Here is a 23410-nt window from a genome sequence, read left to right on the forward strand (position 1 = left end):
AAATTAACTCAATAGAAATAAAATAAGCCATATAAAAATGCTTTTAAGCATTTTTATATGGCTTTAATTTTCAGCTCATGACTTATATAGCTGTTATTAAAATTGCACCTTTTGAAGTATATGTACCCATAACTGAGCCAACTTCACAGATTACAACATCTTTATATTTTACATCTTTTTCCATAACTTCCCTTACTTTTTGAGCCTTCTCAGGGCAGTTTGCATGTCCTATAAATAAAACCTTTTCTTCTCTGTCTTTAATTTTAGACTCTACCAAATTAATTAGTTTTTTTAAGCTATTACCTTCACCTCTTGCCTTATCTATCGGAGTTACAATTCCATCTGCAACTTGTATTATTGCCTTAAAATTCAATGTATTTATAATTTTCCCTGCTATAGGGTTTATTCTACCTCCCTTAATAGCATTTTCTAAAGTCTCTAAAGTTCCAAAAAATGGAGGATTATCTTTATATTTATCTATTATTGAAACAATTTCTTCGATTTCTTTTCCTTCTTTTATTAATATTGCTGCCTTTAACACCAGTTGTCCTATTCCAATTGAGCCACTAAGCGAGTCTATAACCTCAACTTTCTTATTGTTCCCTTCCTTTTCAAACATATCTTTTGCTAAAAGTGCACTATTATAAGTACCAGATAGACCTGAACTTATATTAATGACCAAAACACTTTCTTCTTGGCAATGATATGCTTCTAAAAATTTATCAGGTGAAGGGCATGATGTTTTTGGTAGTACCTTACTTTCACTCATTTTTCTATAGAAAGTTTCGTTATCTATTTCCTTTCCAGATATATAACTTTCTTCTCCAAAAGATACATTTAAACCAACAACTTCAATGTTGTATTTTTCTATTATATCATTAGGTAAGTCACATGCACTGTCCACTATCAATTTTATTTTATCCATATTAACCTCACTATAAGATATTGTTTTTATTTATTCAGTCGGTCGTACGACCGATTTAATTATTATTTTATATTTTGAATGGAAAAAAGTCAATAGATATAGATTCTTGCTTTATTGACAATAAATATCCATAAGCTTATAATGTTATTAATTTGTTATAAATATACATAGAAAGGTAGGTTTTATGAAAACAAACAATATGAAACAGGCTATTTTATCATCTGCAACCAATTTAATAGCCAAAAATGGAGTTCAAAATACTAGTCTTGCTGATATTGCAAAAGATGTAAATATAAGTAAGGGTACTTTGTATTATCACTATGCATCTAAAAATGATATTATATATGATATTGCGGATACTCATTTAGAAGTTATAACAAGTGCTATATTAAACTGTGTAAAAAACGTCAAATCAAAAAATTCTCAAATAGAAATGGTTAACTTAATCTTAGAGAAAATATCTACTATAGAAAGTCGTGGTAGAGTACATATGTATCTTATTTGTGAAGCAATTACTTCAAATGATGATTTGAAAGAAAGAATGAGATTAAAATATATTGAATGGAGAACTACTCTTAAATCTGAAATTGTTGAGTCATTAGAAAAATACAGTAGTAGTGAAAATGAACAGGATGCTGAGTCATTTTCTTTCTTACTTATGTCTATAGTTGATGGTTTGGTTGTTCAAAGCCTATTAAAAACAGAAAAAATACCTTATGAAAATATAGCTTCTTTTTTAGTCAATCATTGGATTTAAATTTAATTCTTAATAATTAATAAAAGTGAACTATTAAAGTTTTTGAATTTAACAGTTCACTTTCTTATTTATTAACAATAATTTTTATTTAAAATATTTAATTTTTATTTAAACCTTCATGGAATCACAAAATAAAAATCTTTTACAAGCTTTAAATATTTTTACTTATGCTCATGCGTATGTCCATCTGAATGTTCATGTCCATGTGTGTGCGTATGCTCGTGACCATGTTCATGAGTTCCTGAAAAACCATCTTCATGATTGTGGTCATGACCCACACCATTTACATGCTCATGTTCATGCCCATGACTGTGAGAATGTTGATGTGAATGCTCATGGTTATCTCCTCCACAACATCCTTCTCCTCCAGTACCACAACATCCACTTGTATGTGGATTATGGTGATTTCTTACTACAAATCTCTCTCTTAACATATTATTATACCTCCTAGTATATTATTGAGTACTTCATGTACCCCATTAATTACAGTATACATCTAACTAGGTGTAATCACAATACATATGTCATTTTTTAACATTGATATTTTAAAGAAACTTATCTTTAAAACCTCCACCTTTTACTTCTTCTACATTATTAACAGAAATAAAAGCTTCACTATCCATGTCATAAATCAAATCCTTAAATTTACCTATTTCATTTGCAGATATTATACAATAAATCATCTTTTTCTTATTTTGTGTGTATGCTCCTTCTGCCTCTAAAAAAGTTACACCTCTTCCCATTTTATTCATTATTACTTTAGATATTTCATCATATTTATTAGATATTAGAAGTATAGATTTTTTTCTATCAAAGCAATCTTTTGCTATGTCCATTGTAAAAGAAATTATATACATAGCAATTAGAGTATACATTACCAACTTAGCTCCAAATAAAAACGCACCTGCACATACTACAAAGAAATTTATAAATAAAAATGTATTTTTCATAGGTATATCGTACTTTCTTTTCATTATAGCTGCTATTATGTCAAGTCCTCCAGCAGTAGCTCTTGCTTTAAAAGTCAACCCCATACCTATACCAGTTAAGGCACCACCATAAATACACTGTAGCATAGTATCATCTATTGGGAAATATTTAGCAATATCTTGTGTTAAACCAAGTGCAACAGAAAATAATAACATATTAACAAAACTTATTAACAAAAATTTATTATCAAAATACCTTTTAGCTATGATAAATATAGGTATATTCATCAAAAAACTGGATATCCCTTGATTTATACCAAATAGTTTATATAATATAACACAAATTCCAGCTACTCCTCCACTTAATAACTTGGCTGGTGCTAGATATAAATTTATTCCTAAGGTTGATAGAATCATCCCCAATATAATAAGACCATATTGCAAAAATATGTTATTATCAATACTTAGCTTTTTACTTTCACCATACATCAAAACGCACCCCTTTGCATAATAAATAAACCACCCTGCATTACACACAATAAATTTATAAATAAATTTATCAGAAGTAGTTTACTCTAAAATATTATTCATCCTCACTTAAACGTTTATCCACTAATATTCTATCACATGCTATAAATAATTTATATGATTTATACAGATTTATTTATTGTAAGTTTTGGAATATTTCAACATTTTATTGAATAGAGAATTATACTGTATTAAAAAATCCCTATAGAAATTTATAAACTAATTTCTATAGGGATTTTAATTAACTAACTATTCTTTTTATTTTTTTGTGACTTTTATACCTGTCATATGGTCATTTAAGTTTTGTTCTTCTAGAGACTTATCGTCTACTCTGTTTATTTCTAAAGCTAAAGTTTCAGACTTGATATATTCATCAAAATGGTCAACAGCCTTAGCAATTTCATCATCACCACAGTAATCTATTACTATATTATCCAATACTTCAAAGTTATTAGATTTTCTTAATTGCTGTACTTTAGATATAAATTCTCTAGCATAACCCTCATCAACCAATGCTTCTGTTAACTTAGTATCTAGTATAACAAAAAGATTGTTTTCAACAGATACATTAAATCCTTCCTTAGCAGTTATACCTATTAACACTAAATCCTTATTAAACTCAAAAGCTTCACCATCTAAATCAACTGTTAAACTTTCACCATTTTCAAGTTTATTAACAGCTTCATGTGCATTTAATTTATTTAATGCTCCCACAAATAAATTCATCTTAGCCCCTAGTAATGGTCCTGCTTCCTTAAAGTTTGGTTTTAGACTAAAGTTCATGTACTCATCTAAGTCCTTAGCGAACACTACCTCTTTAACATTAAGCTCTTCTTTTATTAAATCAACTACATCGCTTATTGTATCTTCAAACTTACCATCTACTAATACTTTTTGTAATGGTTGACGAACTTTTATTCTTTCAACTTCTCTTGAAGCTCTACCTAGAGTAACTAGATTTTTAGCTAAATCCATTTTTTCTTCTAATTTAGCATCTATTAATTCTTCATTAAACTTAGGATATTCAGCTAAGTGAACAGATACTTCTCCTGTCAGATTTCTGTACATTTCTTCTGACATATATGGTGCAAATGGAGCTATAGCTCTACAAAGACCATGTAATAATTCATAAGTTGTATTGTACACTGCTTTTTTATCTTCTGTTAATTCAGTTGCCCAGAATCTTCTTCTTGAACGTCTGATATACCAGTTAGATAAATCATCATTTATGAAATCTTGTATCATTCTTAAAGTCTTATTTAATTCAAATATAGCTAAATTTTCCTCTACATCTTTCATTAAATTATTAAACTTAGATAGTATCCATCTATCAAGTTCTGGTCTATCTTTATATTCTACAAAGAATTCAGTTGGATTTATATCATCTGTATTTGCATATAAAGTGAAGAAGTTATATACATTCTTCATAGTTCCTATAAATTTACTTTGTATTTCTTTTAATCCATCCATATCAAATTTAGTTGGAGTCCATGGTGGAGAAACATATAGTAGATACCATCTTAATGCATCTGCTCCATATTGGTCAAATAACTCCATTGGATTTACTGTATTTCCCCTTGATTTACTCATTTTCTTTCCATCTTTATCAAGTACAAGGTCTGGAACTAAAACACTCTTATATGGTGCTTTTCCTAATACAAATGTTGATACTGCAAGTAATGAGTAGAACCAACCTCTAGTTTGGTCTATACCTTCTGATATATAATCAGCTGGGAATAATTGGTCAAAGTTCTCTTTATTTTCAAATGGATAGTGGTGTTGAGCAAATGGCATAGCCCCACTATCAAACCAACAGTCTATAACTTCTGTTACTCTTGTCATTGGTTTTCCACATTTTTCACATTTTAAATGTATATCATCTACATATGGTCTATGAAGTTCAACTGTCTCTGGATTTACATCTTCTATAGCTTTTTCAGCTAATTCAGCTCTTGAACCTACTGAATCTGTATGACCACATTCACATCTCCATATAGGAAGTGGAGTTCCCCAATATCTAGTTCTTGATATTGCCCAATCATTTAGATTTTCTAACCAGTTTCCAAATCTCTTTTCACCTACAAAGCTTGGGAACCATTTTACGCCATTGTTATTTTCTATTAATTTATCTTTAAGTTTAGTCATCTCTATATACCAGCTTGGTTTTGCATAGTATACTAATGGAGTTTGACATCTCCAACAATGTGGATAATTATGAACTACTTTTTCTTTACTATATAACTTATTTTCAGAAGCTAGCCATTTTATTATTTCAACATCTAGCCCATCTTCCATTACAAATTTACCTTCCCAAGGAGTAGCTGTAAATTTACCAGTTTCATCTACTGGTTGTACAACTGGTAAATCATATCTCTTACCTGTGTTATAGTCATCTTCACCAAATGCTGGTGCTGTATGAACTATTCCAGTACCATCTTCAGTAGTTACATAATCTCCTACTGTAATGAAAAATGCTTTTTTGTCAACTTCTACAAAAGGCATTAATTGCTCATATTCTAATCCTTCTAAGTCTTTACCTTTCATTTCTTCTAAAACTTCATAGTCTTCACCTAGTACTTTATTAGCTAGAGGTTTAGATACATAATATACCTCGTCACCTTTCTTAACTTTTAAGTAATCAACGTCAGCATTTACTGTTAATGAAACATTTGATGGTAAAGTCCAGGGAGTTGTTGTCCATGCTAGGAAATATTCATCAGCATCTTTTTTCTTAAATTTAGCTATAACTGTATTAGTTTTTACTTCTTTATATCCTTGTGCAACCTCATGACTAGCAAGACCAGTTCCACATCTTGGGCAATAAGGAAGTATTTTATGCCCTTCATAGATATATCCTTCTTTGTTGAATTTATTAAGTATCCACCATACAGACTCTATATAGTTATTGTCTAAAGTTATATATGGATTATCTAAATCAACTTCATAAGCCATTCTCTCAGTCATTATTCTCCATTGTTTTTCAAATGAGAAAACTGATTCTCTACATTTTTGGTTGAACTCAGCTATTCCATACTCTTCTATTTGTTGCTTACTAGTAAGACCTAATTCTTTCTCTACTTGTATTTCAACTGGTAATCCATGTGTATCCCAACCAGCTTTTCTCTTTACTTGATAACCAGACATTGTTTTATATCTACAAACTGAATCTTTAAGTGTTCTAGATAAAACGTGGTGTACTCCAGGATTTCCATTGGCTGTAGGAGGTCCCTCATAGAATACGAAACTTGGGTCATTTTCCCCTTTTTCTAAAGTTTTTTCAAGTATATTTATATCTTTCCAATAATCAAAAACTTGTGCTTCTGCTTGTTTTACTGAACTGTCCACTAATGGCTTAAATTTCGCCATGTAAATCACCCTTTCCTATAAATATTATAATTCCAAAATTTTTTATTCTTTCACATAAATTTAAATACTAAAAAACTCGCCCCCTTTAAACAAAGGGACGAGTTATAAATCGCGTTACCACCCTAATTCTATATGTGAACTTAATGCTATCCACACATAACACTCTAATAGTATAACGGTACTAACCGGCACAGCTTAATAGAATTTAATCGTTCAGCCTGCAGCTCAAGAGTGATTTTTATCTTTATAAATTCATTGGTTCTCAGCATACCCAATTCTCTGTAAAATTATCTAAAGATAATTGTCTCCATCAACGCTTTTAAAAATTTATCTGTGTTTATATGAAATTCTATAACAAATAATTTGAATAGTCAATATATTTTTGAAAAATATAATAATTTCTATTTTTCTTACATTTTTATCCTATTTTTAGTTTTTGTTATAGATTTCTCAAACTTCCACAACAATTTCACCTAAAATCAAATAAATTATAGGCTTATTCTAGAGTTGTAGCAGCTTCATCATTACTATAATTATACACTGTTGTTCCTTCAAATGCATTTACACATTTTTCATCTACATCATAAAAAATCTCATCAACACTTCTTATTTCATCTTCTAATAATGACTTAAATTTATTTCTAAATATCTTAAATTCTTTAACTAAAGCATCATACTCTTTTCTTATTTCTATAACACGATTATTGGCTTGTTCTATAATTTGTCTAGCTTTTAAATCTGCCTCTTCAACAATTATTTTAGCTTTTTTATTAGCCGCGCTACAAGTGTCTTCTGCTGCACTTTGAGCAGTTATTAGAGTAGCTTTTAATGTTTCTTCAATATTTTCATACTTATTTACTTGGTCTTGATATAATCCTAATTTTTCTTTAAGAGCTGTATTTTCTCTACATAGAGATTCATAGTCTTCTTTGATGATATCTAAAAACTCATCAACCTCTTCGTCTCTATATCCTCTTAAACCTTTTTTAAACTCTTTATTTTCTATCTCAATTGGAGTTAGCATTACATTTCCTCCCAGCTATAATTTAAATTAGTCCTTATACAATTAATCTTGCTTGAACTTTTATTTTACCTTTTTTAGTAATATCTCCTATTTGCGTTACATTAGCTCTTCCTTTGCCTCTAATAGAAATCAAATCATCATTTTTAACTATTTTAGACGTTGAAGTTATCTTTTCATAATTGACATGGACTTTTTCTCCATTTATGTATTTTGCACTATCTTGTCTAGATATATTGTAAAGACCACTTATGACACAATCTAACCTATCTGAAGATACTGTAAATGATACTTCCTTATATTTTGAAGAACTATTAACAATGTTTTCTCTGGAAATTTCCTTTACAATTACATTATTTCTTGAAACTTTCTCCAAATTCACGATTATAAAATCGCAAATATCACTACTTACAATTACTTGACAAAAGCTATCATGTATAATTATATCTCCAATTTTTTCTCTTTTTATACCTAGACTCATAATTGCTCCTAAATAATCTTTATGAGATATATTTTTAAATTTGAAATTCCCTTCTATCTGTAAAAATCTAAGAGTATCCTCTATATCTTCATATTCCATGTAAAATGGATAAATAAATACAGTGCTTCTTTCAGCTTGTTCATAACCTCCATCCACACTGTATTTTATTTCATTTGTTGAATTCAATATAGCTACAGCATTTTTCACTTCATATGGTTTAAGAAACTCAGTAAACTTAACATCATAGTTTTTTATACAACTATTAGCCTTGTCTATTACTTTAAACATTTTATTTTTCAAGTCTATATCCTTTATGTGATTTGTTAATTTTAATTTATCCATTTCTATCACCTTAGAATATAACCAACACTAATTGTCTTAGGAACATCAATAATACTATCGCAATTAAAGGAGAAAAATCTATAGGTCCATTTGTATATCTATACATTATAGACCTTATTGGTCCTTCTATTGGCTCTGTAAGGTTTTCTAAAATCTCGAAAATTTTGCTTTGTCTTCCATTTGGAAACCAAGTCATCAAGCTTTTTATAACTATCATCCATGCTATTATATCCAAAAGATAATAAAGTGCAATTCTTATTGTTCCCATATATTAACCGCCTTTTTACTATTTATTTTGCCAAGGGAAGAATGCTTTACTTTCTAATTCTTTTTTCATATTTGCATCTATATCCACATTGTTAGGAGCTAGTATAAATATTGATTTAGAAACCTTTTGTATACTTCCATCTAAAACATAAACTGCCCCATTCATAAAGTTAAATATAGATTTACGAACTTCAGAATTAGTCAATCCTTCCAAATTCACTATAACTGCCCTTCTTTGTTTTAGATGGTCTGCTATAGTTGCAGCTTCATCATAAACTTTAGGTTCAACTATTACAACTTTCATTTGACTCGTTGTATGTAAATTTACAATTTTATTTGCTTTTGCAGTACTAAAGCCACTATTTATTTCTTCTTCTTGAACTATATCGTCCATCCCACCTTCATATTCTTCTTCAATGTAATCTTCTTCTTCATCAACTATCCAGTTCTTAAATTTAGATATTATTCCATTTGACATTATTAACTTCCTCCTTAGAATTTATTCAGATTTGAGTAATTATTTTTTATTGTAGTTTCTTTCTCCAAAGATTGATGTTCCAACCCTAACAATGGTAGCCCCTTCCTCTATAGCAATCTCATAATCGTGACTCATTCCCATTGACAAAACGTCCATTCCTACATTAGGTATGTTTAGCTCTTTTATTCGTGTTGATAAATCTTTAAGACCTTTGAATACACCTCTTATTTCATTTTCATCTTCTACAAAAGGTGCCATTGTCATTAGACCTTTTATTTTTATATTTTTATATTTTTCTGACACTTTTTTGACAAAACCTACAACTTCTTCTTTATCAAGTCCATGCTTAGATTCTTCTTTAGATATATTCACTTGTACTAAGCAATCTATTTCTCTATTTATTTGCTCTGCACGTTTTTGAATCTCTTCACATAATGCAATTCTATCTAAAGAATGTATCATACAAACTTTATCTATTATGTACTTAACTTTATTTGTTTGCAAAGTCCCTATCAAGTGCCAGTTTAATTTGTCACCTATAATATCGTACTTTCTGGCTAATTCTTGTGGTTTATTTTCACCAACAGAAGTAATGCCTTCATTCATTGCCTCATTAACTAAATCTACATCAACAGTTTTTGTGACTGCTAAAAGGGTTATTTCTTCACTCTGTCTATTTACTTTTTTTGCAGCTTTGTCAATCTTACTTTTTATCTCAGATAAATTATCTTTAATAGAACCCATTATTATCACCTACTTTATCCTTATATTTGTGTTTATACAATTAGGTCTTAAAATTATTTTGTCATATAGATTAACACTTGTCACCCCATTTATGTCATTTTTATAATAGTCCACAAATACAGAAGATTCATTTTCATAAGTTATTCCTTCTAATATGACAAATTTTACACTTTGTGATTGTTCATCAATCACATATACACCACGTTTATTGTCTTTTGTTTTTATAGAAGTTTTAGGTATTTTTAAACATTCCATCTGATTATATATTATATCAAATTCTTCGACACTTGTATCCTGATTTGCAATAATTTGGTTACTTATTTTTAATTTTAGCATTATTTTATTATTATTTTTATATATTTTGTAAACTTTTGCATCTATTTTTTGCTCACGATATTCAATTACTACATTTTGATTTTTTTCAAAGTTCTTAGAATCTTCTTTACTTATGTATGCTGATAGATAATTACTTTGGTCATTTACATCTTTTTCTATAGTTCCTTCTACATGAATCTTTGCATCAACTTTTTCTACTTTTAACACCAAGGTATCTACATTTTTGCTAATAATCATTGCTAACATATTAAATACTAAATATATAAGAATACCAAGTATCACTAATCTGGTATATTTAATCTTTTTCAAAAACTCTCCCCCTATAAAATTTCTTTCATTAATAAATACTTCTTCTAAAAAATGTTTATTCCTTTTTTATATGCTAATATTTTATGTACTAATAATTGTTTTTTTCATATTAAATTTATTTTTTATCAATCTTCCTATACAAGACTGCATTATTTATATATAATTATATTATAAAGTATAAGTTTAATTTACATTTTATATCTTAAACTTACTTTATGTACTCTTATAGTTATTTTTATTTTTAGATGCAATATAAAACCAATTAAGCTTTAAAATAACTTTTGTCATGCTGATACTGATTTAGTTAAACATTTATTCGCAAGGATAACGTTATCACGACAAAGGTTTATGTCCTAAAAAAAATACAAGGAGGATTTTCTTATGTCAGAAATTTTATTAGGAACAGGTTTACTTTTATTGGTTCTATGTTGTTTCACAATCTTTAGTTACAAAGCTCCATATGGTATGAAAGCTATGGGAGCCTTAGCAAATGCTGCATGTGCTACTTTCTTAGTAGAGGCATTCAACCTTTCTTTACTTGGTGATGTTCTAGGTATGGAGTTTTTTAGAAGTGTTGGTGCTGCTAATGGTAGCCTTGGTGGAGTTGCTGCTGCTATACTTGTACCTTTGGCTTTAGGTGTATCTCCAGTTTATGCAGTTTTAATAGGATTATCTTGTTTAAAGTTTTCTATATTATCTGGATTTGTTGCTGGATACTTTGTTTCTTTCTTAATTAAGTTTATAGAGAAAAAAGTCCCACCTGGAGTAGATTTAGTAGTAGTAATCCTTTTATGTGCTCCACTATCTCGTTTTATAGCTTCAAATGTAGACCCATTAGTTAATAGTACACTATTACAAATTGGACAAGTTCTAATAGAAGCTACTAATATTAGCCCTATTATAATGGGAATTATATTGGGAGGTCTAATAACAGTAGTTGGAACATCTCCACTTAGTTCAATGGCTCTTACATCTATAATTGGTCTTACTGGTCTTCCTATGGCAATAGGAGCATTAGGAGCTTTTGGTTCAGCTTTTATGAACTCAACATTATTTGCAAGATTGAAGTTAGGTTCTAAGAAAGACATTATATCTGTTGCTATTGAACCCCTGACTCAATCAGACATAATTTCAGCTAATCCAATACCAATATATTCTACTAATTTCTTTGGAGGAGCTTTTTCTGGTATTATTGTAGCTTTGATGGGCCTTGTAAATATGACACCAGGTACAGCTACACCTGTGGCTGGTTTTGCCATAATGTTTGCCTATAATCCAGTTAATCAAGTTCTTATAACAGCTACACTATGTGCTTTATTTAATGTAATTGCAGGATTTGTAGGCTCAAAAATATTCAGTACCTTTAAGGTTCTTACTGCTGACAAAATACGTGGCACTGATGTAGAAGAAGAAATTGCTTAAGATTTATAAGATTTATAAATTTATATTTTAAATTGATATTTTAAACAGTAGAGTTTTATATTGTAGCAATTTTATTAATTGCAAGCGTTTTATTTTTTATTTATATTTATTATTATGTGTGTTGAATATTTAGATAAATTTTTATTTTTTTATTTTTATTTAGTTTTTTATTTTTATTTAGTTTTTTATTTGGTTGATATATTGAACAGAAAAATTAGTATAATTACTATTGAATAACATAACGTTTAAAATACATAAAAAATTTTATATTAATTAGATAGTATCAAAATAAAAGCGATATACAACTTTTTTACAAGGTTGTATATCGCTTTACTATTATAACAATCTTAACATATAAACTTTAAACTTATTCTTTTAATTATAATATCTAGATGTATTTGATTCTGTCATATAAATCTCTATCTAAATATTACTATATGTAAATATACTTAATTTTTAAATGAATGTATAGGAGCTGGAATTCTTCCTCCTCTTTGAGTAAATAACTCAGACGAATTTGTATTTATAGGCATTACTGGTGCTCGTCCTAAAAGACCACCAAACTCTACCATGTCACCTACATCACATCCTGGAGCTGGTATAATTCTAACAGCTGTAGTCTTATTATTAATCATACCTATTGCTGCCTCGTCAGCTATCATAGCTCCAAGTGTACCTGCTGTAGTACTTCCTGGCACAGCTATCATATCAAGACCTACAGAACAAATAGCAGTCATTGCCTCAAGCTTATCTATACTTAAAGCACCTTTAATAACAGCATCAATCATTCCCGCATCTTCTGATACTGGTATAAATGCACCACTAAGTCCTCCAACATGTGAACAAGCCATAACTCCACCTTTTTTAACAGCATCATTTAAAAGAGCCAACGCTGCTGTAGTACCATGAGTACCAACAACTTCAAGACCCATTTCTTCTAATATATTTGCTACTGAGTCTCCAATAGCAGGTGTAGGAGCTAGTGATAAGTCTATTATTCCAAATGGTACATCCAACCTACTAGAGGCTTCTTTTGCTACCAATTGACCAACTCTTGTGATTTTAAATGCAGTCTTCTTAACTGTCTCTGCTACAACATCAAATGGTTCTCCTTTTACTTTTTCTAAAGCTCTTTTTACAACACCAGGACCACTTACACCAACATTTATTATTCTATCAGCTTCACCAACACCATGGAAAGCCCCTGCCATAAAGGGATTATCTTCAACCGCATTACAGAATACTACTAGTTTTGCACAACCAAATCCCTTTGCATCTTTCGTTAATTCTGCAGTTTCTTTTATAATTTCTCCCATTTCTCTTACTGCATCCATGTTTATACCACATCTTGTAGAGCCTACATTCACTGAGGCACATACCTTGTTTGTGCTTGCCAAAGCTTTTGGAATTGATTTAATTAATATCTTATCACCTTTTGTATATCCTTTTTGAACCAATGCTGAGAATCCACCTATAAAATCTATACCTAAATCCTCTGCAGCTTTATCTAATGTCTGTGCAAACTTTACATAATCACTTTCATCTGTTGCACCTGCAATAATAGATATTGGAGTTACTGATACTCTCTTATTTACAATTGGAATACCATATTCACGCTCTATTTCTTTTCCCACTTTTACTAAATCTTTAGCAGAATTCATAATCTTGTTGTATATCTTCTCTCTAGCTTTATCTCCATCAGGGTCTATACAATCTAATAAAGAAATCCCCATAGTTATAGTTCTTATATCTAATTGTTCTTCATCTATCATTTTGATTGTCTCAAGTATATTTCCTACATTCACTATTCTCACCTCCCGATTACTGTTTTTTACAGATTATGCATTGAGTTAAATATTTCTTCTCTTTGAATTTTTACATCTACTGATAATTCTTTTCCTCTATTTATTAAATCTTCAACCGTTTGCTCAAAAGAATTTAATGATTTCTCTAAATCAACTATCATAATCATTGTAAAATACTCTTGTAATATCTTTTGTGAAATATCTACTATGTTAATATTTTGCTTGTATAACTCATCACTAATTCCTGCTACTATACCTGGTTTGTCCTTTCCAATTACTGTTAAAATTGCTCTCATAATAATATCCTCCCTTATTTTTTTATAAATCTTACATTTTCACAAATTGAACTATTTATTAGCATATATTTCATTTATTTGTTAGTAAATCACTTTTTATGTATATATTTAATATATTTTAATACCTATACCTTCATTTGTCAATTTTTTTTCAATATTCTATTATTTTTATACTATTTAGTCAAATTATATATAATACTCATTTTATTGATAAAAATATATAGTTTTCATAATAATGAAAGGTATCACTTAACAAACTTATAATTTGATAAATAATACCTTCCTAAAAATTATTTTTTTATTTGTATGAATCTAATTATATTTTTTCTTGTGCTAGGATTTACAATCAAAATAGAGCAAAACATGGTTAAACTTAACACTCCAATTAAAATGAAAATATCTTTCTCAAAGCTATATTTTTTAGTTGATAATTTAGTATTAGTTTTATCTGTCTTTTCGTTATTACCATTTACTTGATTATTTAGTTTTGATTGATGATTATTATTCACATATAAATTATCTTTATAAAAATCTTTATTATAAAAATATGACTGATTATTAGTGCTAAATACAGACTTTTGCTTTAAGCCTTTATTCCCATTTTCTAAAATAAAACTTTTGTTAGATTTATCCTCATTTTTTAACTCATTTTCATTTTTTAAAATATCGTCTTTTTCTTTGTCATTGGCTATACTATTATCATCTTTGTCTTTTGGAGGATTTTTATTTATCGTAGAACCAGACTCTATATTATCATCATTTGGAGTATTAGGAATTTTCCCATCATTATTACTATGGTTATCATCTTTATCTTTATTGTCACTATTTAGATTACCATTATTATCTTCTTCTCTATCTGGGTCATCTCTTCCTCCTCCTCCACGGTCACCACCAGCATCTTCATCTTCTTGTTCATCATCTGGTGTGATTTGATTATTACCTCCTCCTAACACAAATCCAGGTTTTAAAAATATATTTGAATACCCATCTCTTAATCCACCTTCTACTTTCACTCTAAAGCATCGCAACTTAAAATCTTCAAAATCAATTACAACTTGGTCTGTGATATACTCTAATTCACTACTTATCCAGTTTATACCATCATCGGAATACTCCACAAATACTTTTTTTGCATTATATGGCATATCATAGGCTAAAGCAGCTGTATAACCATTTTTCCGATTTCTAAAATACACAATTAAATTATTTATAGGCTCTTTATTTCTAATATAGATATTTATAACTGGAAAGACATCTTGATTTAATACTATATTTTTTTCATTCAGAAAATTTTCATCAAATTTACCTCTTATAACAAACTCTAAATTTTTTTTAAAATCAGTATAGTAATTTGATAAATCCCACTCTACATTTATATCTGCAATTTTTCCACTCGAAGTTTTTAGACTTACTTCTTTTGGAAGTTCTACGTCCTCAATTTTATCATCTTTTGTTAATATCAATTCCTCTTCAAATACACTAATGCCTCTAAGATTACATCTTATAATATTATAATCTTCATCTTGTGGTATGTCTGGCATTATTACATTCCCATCACCAATGATATAAACACTCTTAGTTTTTGATACAATTGATTCGCCTTTTGTATTATTTGCTATTGTATTTTGTTGGTTATTCTTATTAACAATTACTGATGTATCCTCTATTTCCACCTCTCCATTACAGTAAATACCCACAGCATCTTTTCCATTAACTTCAATTATTTTAGAATCTACTCTAATATCATTTTCTGAATAAATTCCTATTGCATTTTCTCCACTTGCATGTATTTTACCAGTTTTTCCATAGTATGTAGCTATATCTAATTCAGCATCTTTCTCTATATATAAAGCAGTTCCATTTAAAGCAATTATATTATCTATTCCTATCTTTAACTTCCCACCTTTTTCTACATGTATTACACCTTCACTTCCACCTTCTCCAACTATATCCAATTTATTTCCTTCAATGGCAAAATAACCATTATTTTTTACAAGTAATTTGTACTGATTTGTATCTATTGTAATATTAGTTCCATATGGGATGCTGAAATCAAAATAATCATCTATTACCATATCACATGTAAGAGTATAAACTATGTCTCCCTCATTATCTTCATTTTTTACAATCCAATTTTTAAAATCCTCCAAACAATTGTCTTCTTGTGAAAAACTCTTTTTTGGTAAAATTATAAAAATAATTACTAATAAAGTTATAAGAACAAATATACTATTTTTTTTATTCATTTTTTTCTCCTATTTATTCTTCTGTTAAGTAAAATTATGTCTCTTTAAAGTATTTTTTTATTCATTTTTAATCTTATAAATTTATCTAGATATTTTATAATGCCCTTATTTACTACTATCATTGAAAATAACATGGTCAAAACTATGAGTCCAACTCCAATTACAATCCCATTTTTAGAATTCTGAGTCTTATCATATGATTTTGAAACAGTTTTTAGTTTATCATTAGAATCACCTATCTCAGTGCCCTCTATTTTACTTAATATTATTTTATCTTTAGATGTTTTTTGGAAATATTCATTATTTTCCTTATAACTTCCTTTTAAGCTTTGCTCTAAACTATTTTTAAATCTACTTTCCTCAATCAAGTTGTCATTTTTATTATTATTGACATTTTCATCATTTATTTCTTTATGTACATTTTTATCTGTTTCAGTATATTTTTCATGTGACTTATCGCTTTTTTCATCTTGTTGATTACTATTTGTTTCTTCACCATTATCTTCTATGACTTCATTAGAATCTAATGGATTTTGCCCATTATCATTATTATTTTTATTATTTCCACCTGAGGTAACCTTATTGTCATCTCTATCTGGGTCATCTCTTCCTCCTCCTCCACGGTCACCACTATCATCATCAACCTCTTGTTCATCGTCTGGTGTAATTTGATTATTTCCTCCTCCAATTACAAATCCAGGCTTTAAAAACACATTTGAATATCCTTCTCTCAATCCACCTTCTACTTTTATCCTAAAACATCGTAACTTAAAATCTTCAAAGTCAAGTATAACCTGATTGCTAATATTTTCTAACTCTTCACTTACCCAATTTACACCATCATCTGAATATTCTACAAACACTTTTTTAGCACTATAGGGCATACTATACTCTAGTGTAGCTAGATAACCATTTTTAAAATTTAAGAAAGATACTTTTAAATCCTCTATAGGTTCTTTATTAGCAACATAAACATGTAAAATAGGAATAACATCATTGTTTACAATTATGTTATTCTCATCTAAATCGTCTTCTTTAAATTTACCTATTACAATAAATTCTGTATTCTCATTTAAATCATTATAATAGTTTGATAAATCCCACTCTACATCTAAATCTATAGAATTCATACTAGAAGTTCTTAAACGTACTTTTTCTGGCAATATTATGTCTTCTATTTTGTCTTCTTTTGATATACGCACTTCTTTCTCAAAAGCTCTAACCCCTCTATAATTACATCTTATAATATTATAATTTTTATTCTGAGATATATCTGGAGTTATTATATTTTTTTGTCCAATAACATAAACATCAGTAGCTTCTGATACAATTGCTTTCACCTTTTTATTTTCCAATAATATGTTTTGTTTCTTATTAACACTATTTGCAATTATTGAAGTGTTTTCTATTTCTACTTCTCCCCTGCAATAGATTCCTATTGCATTTTCTCCATTAACTTCAATTATTTTAGAATACACTCTGATATCATTTTCTGAATAAATTCCTATTGCATTTTCTCCACTTGCTTTTATATTTCCAACTTTATCATAATATGTATTTATACTCAAATTCGCATCTTTTTCAACATATAAAGCAGTTCCATTCAATGCAACTATATTATCTATTCCTATATTTAATTTTCCTCCTCGCTCTACATGTATTACACCTTCATTTCCACCTTCTCCAATTATGTTTAGCTTATTACCATTAATATTAAAATGACCTTCTTCTTTTATAAGTATTTTGTATTGATTTGTATCTATTGTAATATTAGTTCCATATGGAATACTAAATTCAAAATAATTGTCTATTACCATATCACAAGGAAGAGTGTAAACTATTCCTTCTTTATTATTTTTATTTTTTATAACCCAATTTTTAAAATCTTCTAAACAATTATTATCTTGCGAAAAACTCTTATTTGGTAAAATTACGAAAATTATAATTAACAAATTTATAAGCACAAAAACTTTACTTATTTTATTCATATTGTTCTCCAATTAACTTTTTTAATAATATTAAAATTTTTCAAACGATTTTATCTACTTTTTATATTTTATAAATTTATTTACATATTTTATGATACAAGGATTTATTGCTACTATTGAAAATAACATAGTTGAAACTACAATTCCAAATCCAATAGCAATTCCATCTTGAAAATTATGAGTTTTACTATGAGAGTTAGAAGTAGAGTTTAGTCTATTATTAAATTTACCTACTTGAAAAGTGTCTTTTTCATTTGATATTTTTTTATCATCAGTTGTGTTTTTATATTCTTGATTTTTTTTATATGCTTGATTTTCTTCATAGTCTCTTTTTAATATTTGAATTAAACTCTTATTAGACTTATTTATAATAGTTAAATCATCATTCTTAACACCATTATCTCTGTTATCAGTGTTAGTATTATTCTTTTCTTGCTCTTTCTCTATAATCTCTTTGTCAGACTTATCATTTCTTTCATCTTCTTGATTAATATTGTCTTTTTCTTCATTATTAGAATCTGTTATGTTATTAGAATCTTCAGGAACTTCTTCATCAACACTATCATCTTCCTTATCACTATCTAAAGTAAGTCCATCATTTTCTCTATCTGGGTCATCTCTACCACCACCGCCACGGTCACCATCAATATCATCATTTCCCCGTTCATCATCTGGTGTCTCTTGATTGTCGCCACCCCCCATTATAAATCCTGGTTTAAAAACTATATTTGAATAACCTTCTTTTAATCCGCCTTCCACTCTTACTCTAAAACAACGTAGCTTAAAATCTTCAAAGAAAAGTATAGCTTGGTCTCTAATATCTTCCTGTTCCTCAGATGTCCAATTGATTCCATCTACTGAATATTCAACAAAAACTTTATTTGCATTGTATGGCATATCAAAATACAAAACAGCTACATATCCATCTCTTGTGTTTTGATAATCTAATTCCAAATTATCTATTGTTTTTTTCTCTGCAACAGATATGTCCAAAATAGGAACAACATCATCATTTACTACAATTTTTTCTCTATTTAATGTTTCTATTTTAAACTTTCCTGTTATACTAAAAGGTTCTTCTTTTTTCAACTTTTCATAATAATCAGTAAAATCCCATTCTACATCTATATCAAGTTGATTACCACTAGATGTTTCTAATACCATATCTTTCGGAAATTTTATATCTTCTATTTTATCATCTTTACTTACTTTTATTTCTTCACTAAATACATCAATTCCCCTCTGGCAACATGTTATAATATCATAGCCAGAATCTTCAGATATAGCTGGTATAAGCTCATTAGAGTTATCAATTATATAAACTTTCTTGCTTTCTGATACAATTGATTGTACAGCCTTATTATTAGCTCTTAATAATCCATTTTCTTTGTTACTACTATAGGCTTTTATTGAAGATTCTTCTATCTCAACATCACCTTTAGAATAAACACCTATAGCACTCTCTCCATTCACTTCAATATCCTTATTTAATATTCTAATATCATTTTCAGTATAAATTCCTATTGCATCTTTTCCATTTGCCTTTATTTTTTCAACAGATTCATAGGATGATTTAATATATAAGTCTCCTCCTTCTTCAACGTATAAGGCTGTCCCATCAGTAGCAATTATGTTATCTATACCGATACTTATACTTCCACCAGTTTCTACATGTATTACTCCTTCTTTTCCTCCTTCACCTATTATATTTAGTTCATTATCATCAATAATAAATCTCCCATGATTTTTTATCAGTATTTTATATTTGTTGGTATCTATTGTAAAATTACTGTCATAAGGAATATAAAATCTAAACTCTTCGTCTATTACCATATCACAAGGAAGAGTATAAACTATTTCTTCTTTATTATTTTTATTTTCTTGAACCCACCTTTCAAAATCTTCAAAACAATTATCCTCTTGTCCAAAGACCTTGTTTGGAGAAATTACAAAACAGAGTATTATTATGCTTACAAAAATAAATATTTCAGACTTCTTCATCTTTTACTCCTAATATTTTAATATAATAATGTTGAAAAACGTATCTTATATATTTAATTTTTCCATAATTAGAACTTATTGTCAATTTTTATAAATAAAAAGCTACTTACTAAAGTAAACAAGTGTTTAACTTTAATAAGTAGCTTATATTCTTATAATAAAATAGTTATAATATTAGAGCTTCCTTCATTTACAATTTTTTGTAGAGTCTTTTGCATCTTAACTCTTATTTCTTCTGGCATAGTATACAATTTACTTTGTAATTGCTCTTTCACTAAATCATGAAGTGACTTACCAAACATATTTGATTCCCATAAATCTGCTGGTTGCTCTTCAAACACCTCCATAAGATATTTTATCATCTCTTCACCTTGATTTTGATTACCAACTATTGGAGAGACTTCTGTAGATATATCTGCTTTTATAATATGAAGTGATGGTGCATTAGCTCTTAGCTTGATACCATATTGTTTTCCTTGCTTCATTATTTCTGGTTCCTCTAAACTAAGTTCTTCTAGTGAAGGGGCTACTACTCCATATCCTTTTATCTTAGCATCTACTAAAGCACATTCTATTTTATCATACTCATTTTTAACTTTAGATAATCTAGTTATTAGACTAAGCAATTGATAATCTCCCTCAATTTTAAACCCACTCTTTTCTTCAAGGATATTATAGAATAAATCTTGCTTTGTCTGTAAATCAATATTTATAACTCCTTCTCCTAACTCTACATTATCAACACCTGTATCTTCCAAAAACTCTAACTCAGAAAAGCCTTGCATAATACCTTCTATATCTCTTATTTTACCTATATCTATAATACTTTGTTTTAATGTTGTTATTATGCTACTTTTTATCCAATGATTTCTCTCAAGACCTTCAACCCATTTAGGTAAATTGATTCTTATTTCTGTAAGTGGGAAATCATACAATACAGCTTCCATAACTTCCTCGATGTCATCTTCTTCCATTTCAACTACATTCATTGGAAGAACTGGAACTTCATACTTTTCTTCCAATTCATTTCTAAGCATACTTGTTTCCTCACTTTTTGGACTTAGAGTATTTAAAACCACAGCAAATGGTTTTTTAAGACTTTTTAATTCCTGTATAACTCTTTCTTCTGGCTCTACATAACTTTTTCTGTCAATACCAGTAACTGAACCATCTGTCAAAACAACTATCCCTATTGTAGAATGGTCTTTTATGACTTTTTTAGTTCCTATCTCTGCTGCCTTTTCAAACGTCATAGCTTCTTGTGACCAAGGAGTTGATACCAATCTTTGTTTTCCACCTTCCTCATGCCCTAAAGCTCCTTCAACTATGTATCCAACACAATCTACCATTCTTACTTTTAAAGATACTGTGTCTTTTATTTTAATTTCTACACCATCTGCTGGTACAAATTTTGGTTCTACTGTCATTATTGTTTTGCCTGAACCACTTTGAGGTATCTCATCTCTTGTTCTATCTTTTTTAAACTCATTGTCTATATTTGGGATAACCAACTTTTCCATGAATTTTCTTATAAAAGTTGATTTTCCTGTTCTTACAGGACCCACTACTCCAATATATATATCCCCTTGAGTCCTTTTGGATATATCTTCGTATATGTTATTATTCATATTATTCCTCCTATACATCTAATCTTATTAAATTATATTTAGAGTTAGGGGTTAATATTCTTAAAATAGAAAAATAAAGACCAGCAATATTAAATTGAATTACATAGAAAAATTTGTGAATTTCAATGTAAATTAAATTAATATGCTAGCCCAAATAGTAGTGAGTTATATTAACTGACTTTAGTAATACTTTCACTTAACTTATTATTCATTTGAATAAGCTCTTTACGTCTTTCTTTGGTCATATTCATCCATACAAATGTAAACACCAATCCAATTATAGCTACTATAGTAAGAGCTATAAAGTAATATTTATATCCAGTCACACCTGGAAATGTATCTAATATCTTTCCTGCTGCTAATGGACAAAGTACTTCTGGAAGATATCCTAATGTAGCAACTATACCTATAGCAGTTCCTGATATTGATAATGAATAATTACCTTCTTCAAGTAATGAATAGTGTAAGCCTTGAATTGCATACATAGATACATATATTGCAACACATCCAATCAATAATATATAAATCATAGATGCTTTTGTTGGTGTAAGTATTACACCTAAAAGACCTATAATCATAAGTATAAATCCATAAGATATAATCTTTGATGAACCAACCTTATCTCCAAGTAACCCAGAAACAGCCGATGCTACTGGTCTACAGTATTGAGCTAATATTGATATTGCAGATGCAAATACTACTGTTGCTCCAAATGCCTCAGTTGAATATGGTGTGAAGTAGTAAAATGACATATTAGCTGAATATGAACAAAACATGATTATTGTTATTACCCATGTATGAGGCATTTTTATCACCGCAAAGAAAGCTTCTTTATCAAACTTAGCTGATACTTCTTTTTCATTATCCTTTAACTTTAAAAATACTAATACTCCAACTATTACATTTATAGCTGAATACAGTACTATAATAGCTGTAAGACCAGTTTTATCACTTACTTTGGATGAAATGTAACCAAATAATACTAATACTAGGGATAAATGAATTGCATTGGTAATTCCACGACCACTTTCCATAAATCCAAAAGCCTTACCTTGTTCATTTTCAGATGCTAACATCCTAACAGCTTTTACAAGAGCTGGCCAAAAAGTAAGAATCGTCGTTATTCCCCATAAAGCATGGATTAAAAATACAACAATATATGGAGGATAGAGAGTTAATACAAGCCCTAATACTCCTGTAATAATTAAGGAACCTGAAAGTAGCTTTCTAGCTGAAATACGATCTGCTAAGAAGCCACCAAAAAGGTACGATACCATTGCAAGGAGGCCATAAATACTTCCTAGACTTCCCATTTGTGTGTTTGTAAGATTGAACGCTTGTGAAAAGGTATCATAATAATAGTTCTTTAAATACGGTAAAGCATATATAAATGCTCCTGCTACAAAGAGTATTATCAATACTTTGAAATTTTTCCAAATACTTGGTTTGTTTGCTTCAGTTGACATATTCCCTCCTTATGTAAGTACTCATAAATTTTTATAATGACTTCCTATTAGTTATTTAAAATACAATAGAAATTA

The 23410-nt window shown here is 28.8% G+C and carries 19 protein-coding genes and 1 other annotated feature; of the genes, 2 read left to right on the forward strand and 17 right to left on the reverse strand.

The annotated features are described in order from the left end of the window. Nucleotides 1–82: 82 nt before the first annotated feature. Nucleotides 83–925 (reverse strand): DegV family protein, encoded by an 843-nt coding sequence (locus tag ACTG45_RS14505; RefSeq protein WP_021385542.1) that lies wholly within the window; start codon nucleotides 923–925, stop codon nucleotides 83–85. Between the two features lie 184 nt (nucleotides 926–1109). On the opposite strand from ACTG45_RS14505, the gene ACTG45_RS14510 reads away from it, so the two are divergent. Beyond that, complete coding sequence (locus ACTG45_RS14510) at nucleotides 1110–1682, forward strand: TetR/AcrR family transcriptional regulator (RefSeq protein WP_021385499.1); 573 nt, start codon at nucleotides 1110–1112, stop codon at nucleotides 1680–1682. A gap of 161 nt (nucleotides 1683–1843) precedes the next feature. On the opposite strand, the gene ACTG45_RS14515 is transcribed toward ACTG45_RS14510, so the two are convergent. From ACTG45_RS14515 to ACTG45_RS14555, 9 genes are all read right to left on the reverse strand, one after another. Continuing rightward, nucleotides 1844–2116, reverse strand: a complete 273-nt coding sequence (locus ACTG45_RS14515; RefSeq protein ID WP_021385539.1) for a hypothetical protein — start codon at nucleotides 2114–2116, stop codon at nucleotides 1844–1846. Nucleotides 2117–2227: 111 nt separating this feature from the next. Continuing rightward, entirely contained in the window at nucleotides 2228–3100 is an 873-nt protein-coding gene (locus ACTG45_RS14520) for a YitT family protein (protein WP_021385396.1), read from the reverse strand. A gap of 297 nt (nucleotides 3101–3397) precedes the next feature. Next, the gene (gene ileS, locus ACTG45_RS14525) at nucleotides 3398–6505 is read right to left on the reverse strand and encodes an isoleucine--tRNA ligase (protein ID WP_021385522.1); all 3108 of its coding nucleotides are present in this window, start codon (nucleotides 6503–6505) and stop codon (nucleotides 3398–3400) included. A 90-nt stretch (nucleotides 6506–6595) separates the two neighbouring features. Further along, nucleotides 6596–6828, reverse strand: a binding site (T-box leader). 173 nt (nucleotides 6829–7001) lie between these two features. After that, nucleotides 7002–7529, reverse strand: coding sequence for a DivIVA domain-containing protein (locus tag ACTG45_RS14530; RefSeq protein ID WP_003426928.1), 528 nt, complete (start codon nucleotides 7527–7529; stop codon nucleotides 7002–7004). 34 nt (nucleotides 7530–7563) lie between these two features. Next, complete coding sequence (locus ACTG45_RS14535; RefSeq protein ID WP_479919245.1) at nucleotides 7564–8349, reverse strand: YlmH family RNA-binding protein; 786 nt, start codon at nucleotides 8347–8349, stop codon at nucleotides 7564–7566. Between the two features lie 10 nt (nucleotides 8350–8359). Continuing rightward, entirely contained in the window at nucleotides 8360–8617 is a 258-nt protein-coding gene (locus ACTG45_RS14540; RefSeq protein ID WP_021385428.1) for a YggT family protein, read from the reverse strand. 18 nt (nucleotides 8618–8635) lie between these two features. After that, on the reverse strand, nucleotides 8636–9094 hold the full coding sequence (locus ACTG45_RS14545; protein ID WP_021385412.1) for a cell division protein SepF: 459 nt from the start codon (nucleotides 9092–9094) through the stop codon (nucleotides 8636–8638). Between the two features lie 39 nt (nucleotides 9095–9133). Further along, on the reverse strand, nucleotides 9134–9838 hold the full coding sequence (locus ACTG45_RS14550; protein WP_479919246.1) for a YggS family pyridoxal phosphate-dependent enzyme: 705 nt from the start codon (nucleotides 9836–9838) through the stop codon (nucleotides 9134–9136). A gap of 9 nt (nucleotides 9839–9847) precedes the next feature. Continuing rightward, complete coding sequence (locus ACTG45_RS14555) at nucleotides 9848–10483, reverse strand: biotin/lipoyl attachment domain-containing protein (RefSeq protein ID WP_479919247.1); 636 nt, start codon at nucleotides 10481–10483, stop codon at nucleotides 9848–9850. 381 nt (nucleotides 10484–10864) lie between these two features. Here ACTG45_RS14555 and ACTG45_RS14560 point away from each other — a divergent pair, with 381 nt between their 5' ends. Further along, nucleotides 10865–11905: a PTS sugar transporter subunit IIC gene (locus ACTG45_RS14560; protein ID WP_479919248.1), complete on the forward strand. Its 1041-nt coding sequence runs from the start codon at nucleotides 10865–10867 to the stop codon at nucleotides 11903–11905. Between the two features lie 449 nt (nucleotides 11906–12354). Here the strand turns inward: ACTG45_RS14560 and ACTG45_RS14565 are convergent, their stop codons facing one another. From ACTG45_RS14565 to ACTG45_RS14595, 7 genes are all read right to left on the reverse strand, one after another. Further along, a complete protein-coding gene (locus ACTG45_RS14565) occupies nucleotides 12355–13710 on the reverse strand; it encodes a DUF711 family protein (protein ID WP_479919249.1) in 1356 nt (451 codons plus the stop codon). A 26-nt stretch (nucleotides 13711–13736) separates the two neighbouring features. Continuing rightward, the gene (locus ACTG45_RS14570) at nucleotides 13737–14006 is read right to left on the reverse strand and encodes an ACT domain-containing protein (RefSeq protein ID WP_021385426.1); all 270 of its coding nucleotides are present in this window, start codon (nucleotides 14004–14006) and stop codon (nucleotides 13737–13739) included. Between the two features lie 290 nt (nucleotides 14007–14296). Further along, nucleotides 14297–16252: a hypothetical protein gene (locus ACTG45_RS14575; protein ID WP_479919250.1), complete on the reverse strand. Its 1956-nt coding sequence runs from the start codon at nucleotides 16250–16252 to the stop codon at nucleotides 14297–14299. Between the two features lie 44 nt (nucleotides 16253–16296). After that, the gene (locus ACTG45_RS14580; protein WP_479919251.1) at nucleotides 16297–18240 is read right to left on the reverse strand and encodes a hypothetical protein; all 1944 of its coding nucleotides are present in this window, start codon (nucleotides 18238–18240) and stop codon (nucleotides 16297–16299) included. 54 nt (nucleotides 18241–18294) lie between these two features. Then, a complete protein-coding gene (locus ACTG45_RS14585) occupies nucleotides 18295–20241 on the reverse strand; it encodes a hypothetical protein (protein WP_479919252.1) in 1947 nt (648 codons plus the stop codon). Nucleotides 20242–20393: 152 nt separating this feature from the next. Then, a complete protein-coding gene (spoIVA, locus tag ACTG45_RS14590; RefSeq protein WP_479919253.1) occupies nucleotides 20394–21869 on the reverse strand; it encodes a stage IV sporulation protein A in 1476 nt (491 codons plus the stop codon). Between the two features lie 170 nt (nucleotides 21870–22039). Further along, nucleotides 22040–23335 carry an MFS transporter gene (locus tag ACTG45_RS14595; protein ID WP_479919254.1) on the reverse strand — a complete coding sequence of 432 codons (1296 nt, stop codon included), beginning with the start codon at nucleotides 23333–23335 and terminating at the stop codon, nucleotides 22040–22042. Nucleotides 23336–23410 lie beyond the last annotated feature (75 nt).

It is taken from the genome of Clostridioides sp. LIBA-7602 (assembly GCF_056688945.1).

Coding starts and splice junctions, on each gene's coding strand:
- ACTG45_RS14505 (WP_021385542.1), bottom strand. CDS start 925: ATGGATAAAATAAAATTGATAGTGGACAGTGCATGTGACTTACCTAAT.
- ACTG45_RS14510 (WP_021385499.1), top strand. CDS start 1,110: ATGAAAACAAACAATATGAAACAGGCTATTTTATCATCTGCAACCAAT.
- ACTG45_RS14515 (WP_021385539.1), bottom strand. CDS start 2,116: ATGTTAAGAGAGAGATTTGTAGTAAGAAATCACCATAATCCACATACA.
- ACTG45_RS14520 (WP_021385396.1), bottom strand. CDS start 3,100: ATGTATGGTGAAAGTAAAAAGCTAAGTATTGATAATAACATATTTTTG.
- ileS (WP_021385522.1), bottom strand. CDS start 6,505: ATGGCGAAATTTAAGCCATTAGTGGACAGTTCAGTAAAACAAGCAGAA.
- ACTG45_RS14530 (WP_003426928.1), bottom strand. CDS start 7,529: ATGCTAACTCCAATTGAGATAGAAAATAAAGAGTTTAAAAAAGGTTTA.
- ACTG45_RS14535 (WP_479919245.1), bottom strand. CDS start 8,349: ATGGATAAATTAAAATTAACAAATCACATAAAGGATATAGACTTGAAA.
- ACTG45_RS14540 (WP_021385428.1), bottom strand. CDS start 8,617: ATGGGAACAATAAGAATTGCACTTTATTATCTTTTGGATATAATAGCA.
- ACTG45_RS14545 (WP_021385412.1), bottom strand. CDS start 9,094: ATGTCAAATGGAATAATATCTAAATTTAAGAACTGGATAGTTGATGAA.
- ACTG45_RS14550 (WP_479919246.1), bottom strand. CDS start 9,838: ATGGGTTCTATTAAAGATAATTTATCTGAGATAAAAAGTAAGATTGAC.
- ACTG45_RS14560 (WP_479919248.1), top strand. CDS start 10,865: ATGTCAGAAATTTTATTAGGAACAGGTTTACTTTTATTGGTTCTATGT.
- ACTG45_RS14570 (WP_021385426.1), bottom strand. CDS start 14,006: ATGAGAGCAATTTTAACAGTAATTGGAAAGGACAAACCAGGTATAGTA.
- ACTG45_RS14575 (WP_479919250.1), bottom strand. CDS start 16,252: ATGAATAAAAAAAATAGTATATTTGTTCTTATAACTTTATTAGTAATT.
- ACTG45_RS14580 (WP_479919251.1), bottom strand. CDS start 18,240: ATGAATAAAATAAGTAAAGTTTTTGTGCTTATAAATTTGTTAATTATA.
- ACTG45_RS14585 (WP_479919252.1), bottom strand. CDS start 20,241: ATGAAGAAGTCTGAAATATTTATTTTTGTAAGCATAATAATACTCTGT.
- spoIVA (WP_479919253.1), bottom strand. CDS start 21,869: ATGAATAATAACATATACGAAGATATATCCAAAAGGACTCAAGGGGAT.
- ACTG45_RS14595 (WP_479919254.1), bottom strand. CDS start 23,335: ATGTCAACTGAAGCAAACAAACCAAGTATTTGGAAAAATTTCAAAGTA.